Genomic DNA, 16352 nt, shown 5'->3' with positions numbered 1-16352 from the left:
ACCCCAAATTCTGCCTCATCTTAAAGTGGAACAAATTTATCCCTTAGAGTGTCTAATAAGTGTATTTCTAATATTAGTTGTCCAGATTGGATACAACATATCCCGTTTGACATCTATTTTTATGTATTACAAAAAAAAAGAAAGGACTTATTATCCCAAAAAGTGAAAAATATGCATCGTAATACTACTGTTAAGTATTACAAGTTTAATACTTTCACAGGTGAAGCATTACAAGTAGCAAAAAAAAAAAGAAACACCCCAAACCGTGATTTATCAATCATATAAACGTTTTGGATGTCCTTTAACCTGTGAAATTTTAGCTGCAGTAGTATTGTTACCCTATGCTATCTTTAATTGCATTGGTATTTAGAATACCTAGACAAAATCCATATATTCTTGAAAGAGGTTGAAAATTTATGTTCGTTTTAAACAAGTTCTTTAACATTTTACATTACAAAAAGATTGTGCCTGTAGTATTACTTTCATGTGTATCACTTATAGGCTGTTCCAATAGTAACACTCAATCTGAACCACCTAAACAAACGAATCAAGCTAATCAAATTAAACAAGAAAATACAGGTAATCAATCTTTCGCTAAACTTGAAAAAGAATATGATGCTAAGCTTGGTATTTATGCACTGGACACAGGTACGAATCAAACTGTTGCTTATCATTCAGATGATCGTTTTGCATTTGCATCTACATCTAAATCATTAGCTGTGGGCGCTCTTTTACGCAAGAACTCATTAGAAGCTCTTGATCAAAGGATTACGTATACTCATGAAGATCTTTCTAATTATAATCCAATTACTGAAAAGCATGTTGATACAGGAATGACGTTAAAAGAACTTGCAGATGCTTCTGTTCGATATAGTGACAGCACAGCGCATAATTTGATTCTTAAACAGTTAGGGGGACCCTCTGAATTTGAAAAAATCTTGAGAGAAATGGGAGATACTGTTACTACTTCAGAACGATTTGAACCTGAATTAAATGAAGTGCATCCAGGAGAAACACATGATACCAGTACACCAGAAGCGATAGCTAAGACACTTCAATCATTTACATTAGGAACTGCACTTCCAATAGAAAAACGTGAGCTATTAGTAGATTGGATGAAGAGAAATACAACTGGGGATAATTTGATTCGCGCTGGCGTACCAAAAGGATGGGAAGTAGCTGATAAAACAGGCGCGGGATCTTACGGAACAAGAAATGATATCGCAATTATTTGGCCACCAAATAAAAAGCCGATTGTTCTTGCTATACTTTCTAATCATGATAAAGAAGATGCTAAATACGATGATAAACTTATTGCAGACGCAACCAAAGTCGTGTTAAATACCTTAAAAGCTACGGAATAAATGATAATAGGTTAAAAGTTTTCTATTTTAGGCGGGTGTTTTCATCAACTAAAAATTTAATAGTGTCCCAAAAACGAAATTTGGTGCTAACTTGTAATAAAAGGATCATTTTTATTGTTTGGGGATAAATCGTTCTTTAAGCTTGATGGCGATTTGGTGCTATCCCTAAAACATCTGGACTGTAATAGCCAACTAAAAAATGCAAACAAAAAGACCTTTAATCAGTCGTTTTGTTTGCATTTCCTTTTTCTAGAACCACAGAAAAGATAAGTACTATAGTTAACACCATAATAAACCTTACTTCACTTCCATCACTTACAAAAAATGAATACAAAGTATACATTAAAATTAATATTCCATAAATAATTTTGTTCAATGTACTCCCTCCTTTTTGCCTTATATATTTTAGTATAAAAGTTTGATTCAAGCCCTATATCCAAATGAAAATCACCTGTTATATACACAAAGTACTCTTCTCTTGTTAATTTATCTATTTTCACTATATTTATCTATTTTCTTTTTATAACTCAAACTTCTTCGAATCGTACTTTTCTAGAGTTTGCTGTAATTCATTTTTTTCATATGGAATATGTTTATCTGTCTGTACATCCTCAACATTTTCTCCACCTATTAATAATCTCCTGTACTTAAAAGAGTGCCCTGTTAATACTGTTGTAATCATTTTGTATTGCCCTCCTTTTGTTTGATTACTTGTATCATAAAACAAGTATCTGAAGTTGATATGTAGTCTATCTAGAGTGTATGTAAATTTAAAAAATCTCTAATAAAATGTTTATGTTGTAACGTTACCACCAAAACTAGTGCTTCAAACACCATAATTTGAAGAGACAGTAACCCCTATTCTAGCTTGAATTCCTCCTATAGTTCTATATTGAGTAAAACTAGTTAATCCCTACAATATAAAAAGAGCACCCCTTTTGGATGCTCTTCGTTATAACTATATATTATTTAATTTCCTTCTTTTGTTGGTACCATTTTTCCTTCTTGAGAGTCTGTGCCCTCTGTTCTCTCAACAGTTTTTGCATGTTCTGGTTTTTCATGGGCTCCCATTTCAAATCCAGGTTGAGAATCTGTACCTTCTTTTGTTGGTACCATTTTTCCTTCTTGAGAGTCTGTACCTTCTGTTCTTTCAACAGTTTTTACGTCTCCTTTAGGAGTTGCTGGCACTGCATCTTTAGGTAAATCAAAGTTTTGTGAGAAAGACGTTGTTCCATCTGCACTCTGTGTAATTACTTGATTTGAACTATTTTCATTTGACTTTAAATTGTCCATTTTCGCATCATCTGCACCTACTGCACCTCCCGCTACCAATCCTGTGCTTAAAAGTGCTCCTGCTAATAATGTTTTAATCATTTTTCATTACCTCCTGTTTATTTGTAATATTCATCAAAAAAGTATCTAGAGTTAATGTTTTAGTCATTATCTTTATCTACTTGCTTTTTGATTACATTTAGCATAAGACAAGAATCTATAGTTGATATGGACTGTATCTGGAGATTATGTAAAGAAAAATAGATGATCAATTGTATATCCTAATGGATGCTTAGACAAAATTGAAACTTTATATGAGCTTGAACAATTGAGTTCCCCTTTGTTTTTGGGTGTGAGGTTTTTAGCTGGAGTGGAGTGAGGGACTAACCTTTTCTAATTTGAAAGCAAACTTTTATTATTAGTTCACATTCAAAACACTGTAAATAAAGATGTTAAAAATCCGTGAACAAAAAACCACATCTCATTGATGTCCACCCCCTCAGAAATAAAGAACAGATTGAAGATATGAAATGGGTTCTCAAACTTCATTATTCTGAACGAGACTATATTCTCTCTCTTATTGGGATCCATACAGGATTCAGTGTCAGCGATTTACTCCAAATTCAAACAGAACCATAGTAAAGTTAAAACGGAAAAAGAGAAAAGAATTCAAAATCAAAGAGGGGGAAACAAAGAAAGAACGCATGATTAATCTTACTTCTATTTTTGATGAAGTCTATTCGTATACCAAACTCTAGAAAATACCTGGTTATTCCCATCCCGAAAAAGAGATCCATCCATTAGTAAGATCCAGGCTTATCGGCAATTACAAAAAGCCGGAGATTTTGCCGATATAGAATCCATCTGGACTCACACCTGCGGAAAACCTTCGGCTATTGGTTTTATAAACAAACATAAGAAACGTTCAATTAAAAGTTCGTTTTTTTCATGTAAAAAAACATTAGTAATTGGAATAGAACCATTATATTTTTTCAAAAAATCTATAAAATCAGTTGGTAATTTTATCTCACAATATTCCTCAAATGATTCAATTAATTCATCATTTGGTGATTGAAGTTTACTACCATTTTTAATCTTCATTTTGAATTTCATTCCAATATTCAGGAAAAAAACGAAGATTTCGCTTGTTTTGGAAGACTCCTACTTTTAACTTCTGCAACATATACTCCTACAGAATTTAGTTTCCTAATAATGTGAACTATCTCTCCACCCATCATCATATCTAAATACCTTTAGATTCTTTTGCAATGACTATTGCTGATAATTATCTAGGAAAAAAGACTTTAAAACCTGAGATAATGGGAGAAATATGAAATAATAGATAGAGCGGACTTCTATAAGAAGTCCGCTCTATCTATTATTTCAATTCTTTATTTTTTCCTTTTTTAAATTCTTTTTGTTTATCTAGCCAAATATGAATTAAATCTACTAATTCAATCGTTTCTATCTCACAAAAATCTCCCTTACCATCTTCAGCCAAGTTGTCTAGGACAGTAGTTGTATCTTTCCGAATTTCTAAACCGCAAATGTTTCCATTTACTACTACGTAATTTTCTTTCCCATTTAAAACACTATGTATTTCTTCTAAAATCCAATCTCCAAACGCAGAAACTTCAACGCCTAAAAAAGTCTCAATAAGTTTAATTTCTTGAGGAAGCCTCATAACTAGTTTTCCATTGGTAAGTACTTCAAAGCTATATGGATATTTCATTACTATTGTACTCCTTTATACTAAAGATAAAATTTATTCCGATGGGAAAGCAGAGATAATTTTCCCATTCCCATCTATATACATGCTAATCCTTATACCCTCTGAACCTATTACAGAATATGTGTTACCAAATTCATACGTTCTATTATTATATGCTTCATTTATATTATCTACAATCTTTAGGAAAAAATGTGGAAAATCCTCTATTTCCAGTTTTAGGGGTTCCATTTACTTCTACCCTAGCTTTATAGATGCCTTGATCATTTAATATCTCTTCTGTTCCGCTAATTATTTTTCCAGGTGTATTCTCCAATACTTCAGTATGATAACCCATTGCGTCACCACGCCAATTTATTTCACCCTCTAGGATATGTTTGAGTGTATTTGGTCTAAATTTTTCTGTATGTTGTAAATTAGATATAATTTCCCTATTAGAAAGTGAAGATGTATGATTTTCATCAACAAAATTACTCCCACCGGAATCACTTTCACCCCTAGCAAACTGATAGGTCGACAGCTTTTCTTCAGCTTTTTTAAAATCAGGCGTATCAGATCTAAATCGCAAACTATTTCCACCAGCAAAAGCAAAGCGATCTCCCAATTGTAAATTACTTGTAATATGTGAAATAGCTTGCGGAATCTTATTTTTTGCTAGTTTGGTCACTTTACCCGCTTGACCTAATTTACTTGCTTTACTTAATCCTTTATCACCAATAAGTCCTACTCCAACTTGTGTTAAAGCATAACTTCCCCACTTTGCCCGACTTTCTGCGTCTCCATTTATTACATCATTAATAAATGAATCCGATAATGCATTATACATGGTACTAAGGGTATCAATAGGGTGCAAAGCAGCGTTCCCCATGTTTTCCCACGTTTCCCAATCTCCTAAAGCTTTTATTCCGTCTATTGTATCGCTAACTGCTTGTCCCGTCCCATCTACAATACCGTCCCAAATTTTTTCACCAGTAGATTTTTCAGGTAGCTTACCACACATTTCACCTTTAATTTCTTTTAAAATATATACCAACCTATTAAAAAGCAAATAAAAGAAGACTAAAAAGCAAATAGTAGTCTTCTTTTTCTAATTAAAATATTAAAAACCAAAAAACTAGCTTTTTTGTGACCAATTAGCACAAAATCTCGTTCTGGGGGTACAATAAAATTTTAGCTTGATGGCAATGTGGCGGTAACCCTTTTATAATGATTTTGGGTAAGTTATAAATAGTCTCTACCTATTAATATTGTATAATTCAATAAATTTGTTAAGACTGTCTTCTAATCTCTTAATTGTGTTTGGATACTTTTTCGAATAACCCTCACACATTTTTTTTAAATAATGATAAAGTGTTCGATAATCAATTATTACCTCATCACCACTGTATAATGCAAATTCTACTCCTTCAAATGAATCTCCATTGGCAATATCATACTCATCCAAATCTCCTGGAAAAGTACATGCGCCATATTCCTCTCCAAATCCTACTCCTTCACAAACTGAATTGATTACCTTTAAAAATCTTTCATCATCTACCATATTAAACACTGCTTGTATAGGGAAATGAGTTAAATCTAGTAAATCCTCATCTTTTAATCTAAATTCTCTTTGCATACATATCTCTCCTCGTATATCTTTAATTTATTCTGGAAAAAAAGAAGAGATTTCTCCATCTTTATGGTATCCTCTCCAAGTTATCTCTTTACTGTCAACACCTGTCCATTCTCTTGAAAGAACTCCATCACTAGTTTTTAATTTAGCGTCATTAGCTGCTTCAATTCCACGGTTAATAAATTCCTTATCACTTATAATTTTAGGATCATAAATGGTTTTTGTGAATACTTTATTTCCATACTCTCCTGTAGGAGTGCCATCCATATTTAACTTAGGCATATTGTATTCTACTGTTTTTACACCTGGAATTTTTGAAGAGTATCCTTACTATTTTGAATTGCATTACGCCCAACAAATACACCATGTCCAACAAGACTAACTCCAGCCGTTGTAGCAGCTGCATCAAATGTAATAGCAATTGGTGATGCTAATCCACCAGTTCCTACTGTTGCGACTAGAGTTAAAAAATTAGAGCCGCCTATGACGGTAAGACCTTCTAGAATTTCTATAATGGATGCCGCTCCTGCTATAACATTTCCCGTGAACCTTCCCGCTTGATAAGTTAACTTGCTTTCTAATTCATCATTATCAGGTGATTCTAGTCCAATAACGCTTTCGAAAGCCGCGCTGCCAGCGCCTTGAAAAAATTCTTTCATAAATTCCCAAGTACTGATAGCTGTTTTTTCATACCATGGTCTATTTGCTTCTTGTTCTCGTAAAGCAATTGCTTTTTCAATTTGTGCTTTACGAGCTTTACTTTCTGTAATTGCTTGAATTGAAGTTGTCCATTCCATATTCAACCCTTGTGTACTAAATGTACCACTTGCAGGACTAAAACCTTTTCCACTTTGTACCTCTGCTAAACCTTGTGCGGTACTAGCAGCTAGTTGAAGTGCTGTATCATAATTACTACTAGAAGTATAATTAAATTCATATAGATGTTCTAATTTTTCTTGCAGTTTTTTCCTCATGACAGTAAAAAGATTTGCCATAGCTTCCATACCTGGGATTGGCATAGCTTGACTGATGGCTTCCATACTTGCTTTCATTCGGTCAATTTCTCGAATTTGTTCTAATATTTCTTGTTCAATTACATCTGTGGAAGCGACTTGTGATTGAAATTGACTTGGAAAAGCATCATTCTGACGGATTAATTCTTCACATAAATAAATGATTCCTTGCGCTAAAGGACGAAAGGTTTGAACAAAAAATGCTTTTGCACTACTATATGTTTGCCCTTGTAACACAGTATCAACTGCAAAAGCGTCAATCGACTGAATCGCTTGTTCCATGCCTTGAATAGTAGCGATACATACAGCATTCATGCTTTGAGTTTGGCTTTGTACTTCTCCGAAATACATATTTAAACTCATGCATTGACCTCCCTTGCTAATTTTTGTTGTTGATAGGAAAGGTCGTTTTCTAAATCACTAAGGTCTCGTCTTTCTTTAAGCAACGTTTCTTTTTTGTTTTCCAATTCAAATGTGACTTTTCTTTCAACATGTTGTGCATCTTGATATGTATTCATAAGAAACTGAGACATTTCTCTATCACCATGCCAAGTTCCTAAAATTCGATCAAACAAACGATGGCTTCGACCTCTCCATTCATAAAAATCCGCTTCCGCTTGCTCCTGAATGTGAATCGCGGATTGATTTCGGTCTTGTTCTTCAAATACACTTCTTAACTTTTGATTTACTTGATTAATTTGTTTTTCAATATCTTGACTCATCATATTCCTCCTACCATTTTACCTTTACGTAGGTTGTCACATTAGCGAAAAGTGTTGTGAAGTTCGTTATCCATTCTCTCAAACTCTTGGGCTACTGAATGAATATTATCGACCGCTTGTTGAAAGGCAGTGGAAAATTGTTTCGTAAAATCTAACATTTGTTGATTCGCTTCTTGTGCTTTGGAGTTAACAGATAGTGTTGTACGCGTCGCCTTTGTTATAGGACGATTTGTTGCACTTTGGATTATATCCGAAGCTGTTCTCATCTGCGTAGCAATTTGTTGTGCCTTTTGAAAATTACTTTGAAATTGTCCCATCACTCAAATCCTTTCTCTAATTTTCAGAACATGCCAAAGAAATCCCAATAAATATATGAAATTTCTCTATCAATATCACTCTTTTTAAACGTGTGTCCAGCTAAGCTGGGCACGCAATCAAATGAGCCATACATTATAAGCTGTATGGCTCATTTGAAATGCTTGTTATATAGAGTAAAACAATTTTTATTTCAAACCGAAATTACGTGATAATTCTTCATCATGAGAAGCAACAGCCTCTGCAGTTTTATTCAGCTGCATATTAATTTCTTGCAATAGCTGTGCAAAGCTTTGTACTTTTGGCTTTAATTCATTGAACTGTTGATCAAAACCTTCGAAAGCACGACCTTCCCATTCTCCTCTTAATTCATTTTGTAAGTTTTGTAATTGACGTAAAATATCCTCAATTTGATTTGCACCTTGTCCATATCGAGTCGCTTTTGATTTAAGCTCCTCTGGTGACATACGAATTTGTCCAGCCATTTTCATTTCCCCTTTAATACATAATAAGTAAAATATATTTTGGTTAATTTTACTAAAAATATTATAATGTATTATTTTGAACTTTTAAACGTTTTATCTTTCTATTGAATATTAGAATATTATCAATTCTAATCATTAAATATTCTACTTTTTCTTGCTTTACAAGATTTTATGCAAAAAAGAACACCAAAAGGCAGTCCCTCAAAACTCAATCCTATCCCGCACTCCACCGCTTTCTCATACAAATAATTCGCAACTATAATATCTACTACAGCCAAACCAATTGATTTGAAAATAGTAATCTCTTCATCTAGGGGTAGCGTCCTATCTCCATCAACTTAAAAATTTAATAGTGTCCTCAGAACGAAATTCTGTGTTAACTTGTAACAAAAAAAGAGGAGCAATCTCCTCTTAATAAATAAACACTACTTAATTTGTTCCTTATACTCATGGTTAACAAGTACATACCATTTTCCTGTATCAAATTTTTCTTTATTAATCACGTAAACTTTACTTTCTCTCCTTACCTCCCCTGGTTTTAATTCCTTAGTAATAGTAGAGGTCTCGCCTTTTTCAACCCCATAACTACTAGCTGCCCACACATCACTTTGGTAAGCATTATCATTTTCATCCACTAAATCCACTGATGGTAAAACGGCTAATTTCATCGGTTCGTTTGTGATGTTTTTCCCTTCTGCTTCTACCACAATAAAAACATGTCCATCTTCAGGTTTTTGGAATCCTATACTTTCTTTACCAACCTTATCTCTTTCTACAACTCTTTTTACAGTTACATCAAATTTAGGTGTATGAAAATCCTTGTTTACAGCATACTCTTTTTCTTTTATTTTTGATTTCTCTTTTGTTTGTTCTGTATTTTTCTGCTTTGTATTCTCTTTCGTTTTCGCTTCATCAGTTGTTTGCACTTTCTTTTCTTCTTGTTTAGAATTGGTTTCTTTAGATTCTGAAGAAGTTTTGTCGGATGTATTGCCGCAACCAGATAAATTGAATACTAAAGCGCCACCTAAAATACATGTAGTAAATTTTTTCAACATCTCTTTTTATCCCCCAATAACACGATATGTAAATTCCTTACTTATCATAGCAAAAAATACCATCTTAAATTGTTGTATTTTGTCGAATGATTAAGAATAATCAATCGTTTTTATTGCATATAAAAAACATGATCTTGATGTAGTACCAAGATCATGCTTTACGTTGATGTTATTTATAAAATACTTTATCCACATTATACTTCGCTTGAAATTCGTTAATCATATATGTTTCGTAAATTTCTCTTTCCATCGGATCTTCTACAATACATACATCAATACAATACACTTCATCACGATGATTTTTAATTGGTGATACATTATCTTCAAAATGCTTTTTAATACGTTGTCTTACTTTACGTGCTTTCCCAACAAAAAGAAGTTCGTCATTAAAATCATAGTTAAAAAATAAGGGGAATTATATGATAGGAGATGCAAATATAGACAGTCGCTGACCATTAGTCTACAACTAATCCCACACCCCCACACAAAAGAAAAAAGCACCAGGTCCCCCCAGTGCATTTCCTCAACTCTAAAACAAATGACAAGCCACCTCATGTCCCTTCGCAATCTCAACCATCTTTGGTACTTCCTGCGCGCATTTTTCAGTGGCGAATTTGCAGCGCGTTCTGAATTTGCAGCCGGATGGTGAGTTGAGTGGGCTTGGTACTTCTCCCTCTAGGATGATCCGTTCTTTGCCTGTGTTTGTTGGATCTGGTTCTGGCATGGATGAGAGTAGTGCTTGTGTGTATGGATGTGCCGGTTTTGTGTATAGGTCTTCGCTGTCGGCAATTTCTACTATGTTTCCTAAGTACATGACTCCAATTCGGTCTGATATGTGTCTTACCATGGATAGGTCATGGGCGATGAATAAGTATGTGACGCCTGTTTCTTCTTGAATATCTTGCAGCATGTTTACGACTTGTGCTTGGACTGAGACATCTAGTGCTGAGATTGGTTCGTCACATAGGATGAAGTCTGGTTTTACAGATAGTGCGCGCGCGATGCTTATGCGCTGTCTTTGGCCTCCGCTAAATTCGTGCGGGTAGCGATATAGGTGTTCTTCTTTTAGTCCTACTTTTTTGAGCAGGTCTAGAATGATTTCTTTTCTTTCTTCCGCTGTGTAAGAGCCATGAATGTTCATCGGTTCGCTAATAATTTGGAATACGTTCATTGTCGGGTTTAATGATGCGTATGGGTCTTGGAAAATGATTTGCATTCGTTTTCTGTATTCTTTTAGTTCACTTTCCTTTAGATCTGCGATATCTTTTCCATCAAATAGGATGTTACCTGAAGTGACGTCGTGTAAACGAATGATACTTCTTCCTGTCGTTGATTTTCCGCAGCCAGATTCTCCTACTAGTCCGAATGTTTCACCCTTTTTAATTGTGAAGCTTAGGTCATCGACTGCTTTTAATTGCTCTGTTTTTCTGCCGAATAGTCCTTTTTTGATAGGAAAATACTTTTTTAAGTTCCGAACTTCAATTAAGTTTTCTTCATGCATGTGAATCACCTACCGCCCTATCGTTTAGCCAGCACATGGAGCGTCTTCCGTTTCCAATTTCAAAATATGGTGGACGTTCTTTTTCACAAATGTCCATTTTATGTGGGCAACGCTCTGCGAATGGGCATCCTTTCGGCGGGTGTAGTAAGTTTGGCGTTACACCTTGAATTGGTGCTAGTCTTTCTTTTACGCCGTTCGATATTTTTGGCAGAGAGTTTAATAACCCTTTCGTGTATGGATGATTCGGCGATTGAAAAATATCAAGTACATGTCCTTCTTCCATAATAAGCCCGCCGTACATAACGATGACGCGTGTACAGTTTTGCGCAACAATTCCAAGATCATGTGTAATAAGAAGTAACGACATATTCGTTTCGTTTTTTAAGTTTTTCATTAAATCTAGTATTTGCGCTTGTATCGTTACATCAAGCGCAGTCGTCGGTTCATCCGCAATGAGAAGGTCTGGATTACAAGACATTGCCATTGCGATCATAACCCGCTGCTTCATACCGCCGCTTAGTTCATGCGGATATTGTTTTACCCTTTCTTCCGGTGAAGAAAGACCGACTTGTTTTAGTAAGTTGACCGCGATATTTTGTGCTTCTTTCTTTTTCACTTTTTGATGCCTTATAATTACTTCTGTCATTTGCTTACCAATTTTCACAACTGGATTTAATGCCGACATTGGATCTTGGGAAATAAGTGAAATTTGATTTCCTCTAATAGAGCGTAATTCTTTCTCCGATTTAGAAAGCACGTTTTCATTTTGAAAAAGAATCTCTCCTTCTTTCACTTTCCCTGGCGACGTAACGAGAGCCATAACCGATTTCGCCATAACGCTCTTTCCGCTTCCCGATTCGCCAACAATCCCAACGACTTCACCCTTTTTCAAACTAAATGAAACGCCGCGAACAGCTTCTACTTCGCCGTCTTCTATGAAAAAAGAAGTCTTTAAGTTTTTCACTTCTAATAGTTTTTCAGACACGCTTTTCACTCCCCCTCACTTAAAACATTAGTTCTCATGATGAGCCCCTTTTGGTGCGAAAGCTTTTTTCAACGCTTCACCGATTACGTTAAAACTTAGTACAGTTAATAAAATAAGGAACCCTGGGAAGAGTGTTAAATACCAAGCTTCACCTATGTATCCTTGCGCATTGTTCAGCATGCTGCCCCAAGAAGAATCTGGTTCTCTAATACCTAACCCTAAGAAGCTAAGTGATGATTCCATTAAAATCGATGTCGCAATTGTTAATGTCGCTGCGATTATAATGGTTGATAAAATGTTCGGAATGATGTGTCTTACAATAATCATCAATGATTTTTGTCCCGACACTTTTGCGTATAAAACGTACTCACGCTCTTTTACAGATAACGTTTCTGCCCTTACGATACGCGCGGTATCCATCCACGTTAATAATCCGATAATAAGAACAAGCGTTGTAATTCCTGGTTTTAAATACGCATTTAATAGTAGCATTAAGAAGAATGATGGAATCGACATAAGAACTTCAACAATTCGCATTAAGAAGTTGTCTAACTTTCCGCCAAAATATCCGCTAATTGTTCCTACTGCGGTCCCGATTGTAATGGAAACAACCATCGCTAGAAAACCAACAGCAAGGGAAACTCGTCCGCCATATAACGCTCTCGTTAAGTAATCCCTTCCGTAATCATCTGTGCCGAACGGATGACTCATACTCGGTTCTTGTAAACGATCTGGAATCGACATTTTACTAGGATCGTACGGTGATACGAATGCGAAAAGAGACGCGATTGTTAAAACACCCAGTATAATAACTCCCATTACTACAAACTTATTTTTTGTAAAACTATTTTTTATCGTTTGAAATCTCCTATTGTTCATTCCAAATCACCCCCTCATTCGAATGCGCGGATCTACAACGCCATATAAAATATCAGCAATTAAATTACCGAGAATTAACATGAACGATGATAATAATGTGATTGCCATAATAATCGGATAATCAAACCTAAAAATAGCATTTACCCCGAGTGAACCAAGTCCCGGCCATGAGAATACTGTTTCCGTAATAAAAGCTCCGCCTACTAAACTCGGAATAGATAATCCGAAAATTGTAATGATCGGTATTAATACGTTTCGAAGTACGTGATTAAATAAAACTGTTTTCTGTGAAGCACCGTACGCATATTGAATTTGTACGTAATCTTCTTCTAATTGCTGAATTGTACTTGAGCGAATATATCTCATATAGACAGAGATGTTTTGGAACGCTAGCACCATGCAAGGTAAAATACCGTGCTGGACAATATCCCAGAAGGAATCTTGACCGACTGTGCGCATACCCATACTCGGAAGCATGTTCAACTTTAAAGAGAATAAGTAGATTAATAGTAACGCGAACCAAAAAACTGGCATTGAGATTCCCACATAGGAGATGAAGTTCACAATGCGGTCAAAGAACGAGTTCTTTTTCACACCTGTAAATAATCCAAGCGGGATTGCGATTACAAATGAGACGAGTAAAGATGATCCCATTAACCCGATTGTTGCGGGTAATCTTTCTGTAATAAGTTCTAAAACAGGACGATGGTTTTGAAGTGAGTACCCAAAATTCCCTGTTAAAATATTTTTTAACCATAAAAAATATTGCACGTAAATCGGCTGATCTAGTCCTAAACTTTTGCGAATACGTTCAACGTCAATCGGACTCATATTCGGCGTTACAAAGTTTCGAACGGGATCGCCCGGTGCTAGTTTTATTAATAGAAAAGAAATAATAGAAATAACAAATAAAAGCGGAATCGCATTTAAAAGCCTCTTTGCAATTACTTTATACACAAACTTCCCCCCTCAAGATAAAGTGAAACTTTAATCAGCCCTACTCCCGCCTAACTTCCTCGCATTCGCCAAGTTTTGAGGTGGGAGTCTTACTGCCCATTAAAGCGGGGTAAAGAAGCTGATTTCCACCAGCTTCTTTACTGTTTCTTATTTCACTTCATAGATTTTCGATAGATCTTCAAACATTGTGACAGGAATTGCTTTTGCTTCTTTTAATCCATCAAATTTTTTATCTACTGCAATAACTGCTTTCGGATATGCGATTGGTAGATAAGGTAAGTCTTCTCTAGCTGTCTCTTGAATTTTATGGTATAGCTCTGCGCGTTTTGTTTTATCTGTTTCAACCGCAGCTTCTTCCCATAACTTATCGAAGTCAGCATTTTTATAACGTGCATAATTGTATTCTGCATTACTTAAGAATAAGCTCTTATATGAATCAGGCTCTGGTCCCATTATGTAACCACCGAATGTAATGTCATATTCTTTATTTTCTTTATCTAAGCTCTTCTCACTTGCCGCACTAGCATCTAATGCATTCAGTTCAACTTCTAAGCCAACTTCTTGTAATTTTTGTTGTGTATAAAGCGCTAAGCTTTCCATAATTTTATTATTCGTTACATACATAACGCGTACTTTTTCTTTATCTTTCACGCCAGCTTTCGCTAATAAATCTTTCGCTTCTTTTTTATCATACTTATAATCTTTAATGTCTTTTGCATAATACATAGCGTCTGGCGTTAAGATTGAATTTGCTGGTTCTGCGAATTGACTAGAAACGAATGCTGAGTTAATCATTTCTTTCTTATCTAACGCATGCGCAATTGCTTGGCGCACTTCTTTTTTCTTCATAAGATCTGTATTTTGGTTATAAGATAAGTAGAATAATCTACCTTCAGGGAATGTCACCATTGAGAAGTTCCCAGTGCTATCTAATTTCTTAAAGTCTTGCGGCTCAATCATCTTCATGTTGATTTGACCATTTTGTAGTGAAACATTTGCCGTATTACGGTCTTTTACAACACGATATACGATAGAGTCTAATTTAGCTTTACCACCGACATAATCATCGAAACGATCTAATGCAACGTACTCATCTGATTTATACTCTTTAAACTTAAATGGACCTGATCCTACAGGTTGTAAGTTTTTCTTACTCTTCACTAAATCTGCTTCACCTTCAAATACATGTTTCGGAATTGGGAAGAAATCGTTCATAACCCCTTCGAAAGATGCACTTACTTGTGGTAATACAAATTGAGTCGTTAGCTCATCCACTTTTTTCACCTCAAGCGGCTTTCCTTTAAAAATAAAGTTTTCACGGCTTGAACTATTTTGCTTCTCATCTAGAATAGATTTGAATGTAAATACAATATCATCTGATGTAATTTTCTTACCATCATGCCATTTCAAATTATCCTTTAATTTTAAAGTCCATGTTAATTGATCCTCTGAAGGCGTAAAGCTCTCAGCAAGAACAAATTTTTTCTTACCGTCTTCCATATGATACAGCGGTGCATATAAAGCTTGCTGTATCGTTAATGACACTCGATCATTCGCATAAAGCGGGTTCATCGTATCTGGATTATCACTAACACCAACTGTTAACGTTCCTCCATCTTTCGGAGTCCCTGATTTACTAGTTCCTGCTTGCTTCGAAGAATCTTTCTCCCCTGAGCAAGCCGCTAATGCAATAAGTAATAGTAGGACAAATGGTAATGCAAACAACTTCTTCTTCATATTTCGACCCCTCTCGACTATTTACACCTATAAGAAAACTCGGAATTAATACCGAGTTTTCTTATAGGTTTTAAATTACCACTACCCGTATGTATTGTCAAACTTTTTCGCAAAGATAGACAGTTTGAAATCTATTAATGAATTCTTGCGATAAAATATATTTATGCGGGGGAGAAAATAAAAAGACCTCGAATAGATGGCCTCGTAAAATGCGTTGAAAAACTAGCAACCTACAGAAAGTTTCTCTGAGATGGTTGTTATATATAATTGAAAATGTAGAATGGGATTAAAGATAAAAAACACTTTTAGGAGGCTCTTATGACATTTGATGAATTGAAAAAAAACAAACCCACAACCCCATGGATTGAGAATGATGAAGATGGCGAATTTTTCACTGAAGAAAATATAAGTGCAACAAATAAAGTTCTCGACACTTACATTAACAATTTAGAGCTATTGGGAGAGAATCCAACCGAAGTCAAAATAATGCAAGTCGTTAAAGAAGTAGTTGTTAATATAAATGAATTAAATGACGAACATGACTATTTTATCGAAACAATGGAAAGAGAAGATCTCTATGAATTTATCGATACAGCAGCACGAATAGCTGGCTTAGAATCCGAAGAAGATATAACAGAAGAATGGCGGGAATGGTAAAAAAATCTGCATACTTGATATCTAAATTTACTCCTTCATAAAACTTTGTCCCTTATTCTCCAATTGGAA

General features: G+C 35.0%; 18 protein-coding genes and 5 pseudogenes. 3 read left to right on the top strand and 20 right to left on the bottom strand.

What is annotated here, in order from left to right:
• Positions 1 to 416 precede the first annotated feature (416 nt).
• Positions 417 to 1364, top strand: coding sequence for a class A beta-lactamase BlaIII (blaIII, locus tag MHH59_RS04730; protein ID WP_000497835.1), 948 nt, complete (start codon positions 417 to 419; stop codon positions 1362 to 1364).
• 217 nt (positions 1365 to 1581) lie between these two features.
• Here the strand turns inward: blaIII and MHH59_RS04725 are convergent, their stop codons facing one another.
• From MHH59_RS04725 to MHH59_RS04715, 3 genes are all read right to left on the bottom strand, one after another.
• Positions 1582 to 1740 (bottom strand): hypothetical protein, encoded by a 159-nt coding sequence (locus tag MHH59_RS04725; RefSeq protein WP_016119701.1) that lies wholly within the window; start codon positions 1738 to 1740, stop codon positions 1582 to 1584.
• A gap of 144 nt (positions 1741 to 1884) precedes the next feature.
• Complete coding sequence (locus MHH59_RS04720; RefSeq protein WP_002125612.1) at positions 1885 to 2046, bottom strand: hypothetical protein; 162 nt, start codon at positions 2044 to 2046, stop codon at positions 1885 to 1887.
• A 287-nt stretch (positions 2047 to 2333) separates the two neighbouring features.
• Positions 2334 to 2738: an alpha-ketoglutarate permease gene (locus MHH59_RS04715; RefSeq protein ID WP_340850884.1), complete on the bottom strand. Its 405-nt coding sequence runs from the start codon at positions 2736 to 2738 to the stop codon at positions 2334 to 2336.
• 360 nt (positions 2739 to 3098) lie between these two features.
• On the opposite strand from MHH59_RS04715, the pseudogene MHH59_RS04710 reads away from it, so the two are divergent.
• A pseudogene (locus MHH59_RS04710) lies at positions 3099 to 3551 on the top strand (tyrosine-type recombinase/integrase); the annotation flags it as partial.
• 51 nt (positions 3552 to 3602) lie between these two features.
• Here MHH59_RS04710 and MHH59_RS04705 read toward each other — a convergent pair.
• The 17 genes and pseudogenes from MHH59_RS04705 to MHH59_RS04625 all read right to left on the bottom strand — a co-directional run.
• Positions 3603 to 3737: pseudogene (locus tag MHH59_RS04705) on the bottom strand (SMI1/KNR4 family protein); the annotation flags it as partial.
• A 277-nt stretch (positions 3738 to 4014) separates the two neighbouring features.
• The gene (locus MHH59_RS04700) at positions 4015 to 4368 is read right to left on the bottom strand and encodes a type II toxin-antitoxin system toxin (protein ID WP_000877044.1); all 354 of its coding nucleotides are present in this window, start codon (positions 4366 to 4368) and stop codon (positions 4015 to 4017) included.
• Between the two features lie 33 nt (positions 4369 to 4401).
• Positions 4402 to 5374 (bottom strand): annotated as a pseudogene (locus MHH59_RS04695) (EndoU domain-containing protein); the annotation flags it as partial.
• A 225-nt stretch (positions 5375 to 5599) separates the two neighbouring features.
• Positions 5600 to 5980: a ribonuclease toxin immunity protein CdiI gene (gene cdiI / locus MHH59_RS04690; RefSeq protein ID WP_002114737.1), complete on the bottom strand. Its 381-nt coding sequence runs from the start codon at positions 5978 to 5980 to the stop codon at positions 5600 to 5602.
• 27 nt (positions 5981 to 6007) lie between these two features.
• Entirely contained in the window at positions 6008 to 6259 is a 252-nt protein-coding gene (locus MHH59_RS04685; protein WP_002114738.1) for a CdiA family toxin C-terminal domain-containing protein, read from the bottom strand.
• Between the two features lie 23 nt (positions 6260 to 6282).
• Positions 6283 to 7353: pseudogene (locus MHH59_RS30800) on the bottom strand (T7SS effector LXG polymorphic toxin); the annotation flags it as partial.
• Entirely contained in the window at positions 7350 to 7712 is a 363-nt protein-coding gene (locus MHH59_RS04675; RefSeq protein WP_002166286.1) for a DUF3958 family protein, read from the bottom strand. The pseudogene MHH59_RS30800 and the gene MHH59_RS04675, both read right to left, overlap by 4 nt.
• Positions 7713 to 7753: 41 nt before the next feature.
• Positions 7754 to 8029, bottom strand: a complete 276-nt coding sequence (locus MHH59_RS04670) for a TIGR04197 family type VII secretion effector (RefSeq protein ID WP_002125601.1) — start codon at positions 8027 to 8029, stop codon at positions 7754 to 7756.
• A 186-nt stretch (positions 8030 to 8215) separates the two neighbouring features.
• Positions 8216 to 8512, bottom strand: coding sequence for a WXG100 family type VII secretion target (locus MHH59_RS04665; protein WP_002125598.1), 297 nt, complete (start codon positions 8510 to 8512; stop codon positions 8216 to 8218).
• A 128-nt stretch (positions 8513 to 8640) separates the two neighbouring features.
• Positions 8641 to 8814 carry an ornithine cyclodeaminase gene (locus MHH59_RS04660; protein WP_256508206.1) on the bottom strand — a complete coding sequence of 58 codons (174 nt, stop codon included), beginning with the start codon at positions 8812 to 8814 and terminating at the stop codon, positions 8641 to 8643.
• A 123-nt stretch (positions 8815 to 8937) separates the two neighbouring features.
• Positions 8938 to 9567 (bottom strand): hypothetical protein, encoded by a 630-nt coding sequence (locus MHH59_RS04655; protein ID WP_002069205.1) that lies wholly within the window; start codon positions 9565 to 9567, stop codon positions 8938 to 8940.
• A gap of 169 nt (positions 9568 to 9736) precedes the next feature.
• Positions 9737 to 9958 (bottom strand): annotated as a pseudogene (locus tag MHH59_RS04650) (nucleotide excision repair endonuclease); the annotation flags it as partial.
• A 138-nt stretch (positions 9959 to 10096) separates the two neighbouring features.
• Complete coding sequence (locus MHH59_RS04645) at positions 10097 to 11068, bottom strand: ABC transporter ATP-binding protein (protein ID WP_016119685.1); 972 nt, start codon at positions 11066 to 11068, stop codon at positions 10097 to 10099.
• On the bottom strand, positions 11061 to 12053 hold the full coding sequence (locus tag MHH59_RS04640) for an ABC transporter ATP-binding protein (RefSeq protein WP_002169052.1): 993 nt from the start codon (positions 12051 to 12053) through the stop codon (positions 11061 to 11063). Before MHH59_RS04640 ends, MHH59_RS04645 begins: the two co-directional genes overlap by 8 nt.
• Positions 12054 to 12080: 27 nt before the next feature.
• A complete protein-coding gene (locus MHH59_RS04635; RefSeq protein ID WP_002035185.1) occupies positions 12081 to 12932 on the bottom strand; it encodes an ABC transporter permease in 852 nt (283 codons plus the stop codon).
• 6 nt (positions 12933 to 12938) lie between these two features.
• Positions 12939 to 13889, bottom strand: coding sequence for an ABC transporter permease (locus MHH59_RS04630; RefSeq protein WP_002035186.1), 951 nt, complete (start codon positions 13887 to 13889; stop codon positions 12939 to 12941).
• A 147-nt stretch (positions 13890 to 14036) separates the two neighbouring features.
• The gene (locus tag MHH59_RS04625) at positions 14037 to 15626 is read right to left on the bottom strand and encodes an ABC transporter substrate-binding protein (RefSeq protein ID WP_078206463.1); all 1590 of its coding nucleotides are present in this window, start codon (positions 15624 to 15626) and stop codon (positions 14037 to 14039) included.
• A gap of 318 nt (positions 15627 to 15944) precedes the next feature.
• Here MHH59_RS04625 and MHH59_RS04620 point away from each other — a divergent pair, with 318 nt between their 5' ends.
• Positions 15945 to 16283: a hypothetical protein gene (locus tag MHH59_RS04620; protein ID WP_002125589.1), complete on the top strand. Its 339-nt coding sequence runs from the start codon at positions 15945 to 15947 to the stop codon at positions 16281 to 16283.
• Positions 16284 to 16352: the final 69 nt, after the last annotated feature.

The sequence above is a fragment of the Bacillus sp. FSL E2-0195 genome (assembly GCF_038003645.1).
GTDB classification, from domain to species: Bacteria; Bacillota; Bacilli; order Bacillales; family Bacillaceae_G; genus Bacillus_A; species Bacillus_A mycoides.
The sequence above is the reverse complement of the archived record's forward strand: the minus strand, read 5'-3'. Positions and strand labels throughout refer to the sequence as shown.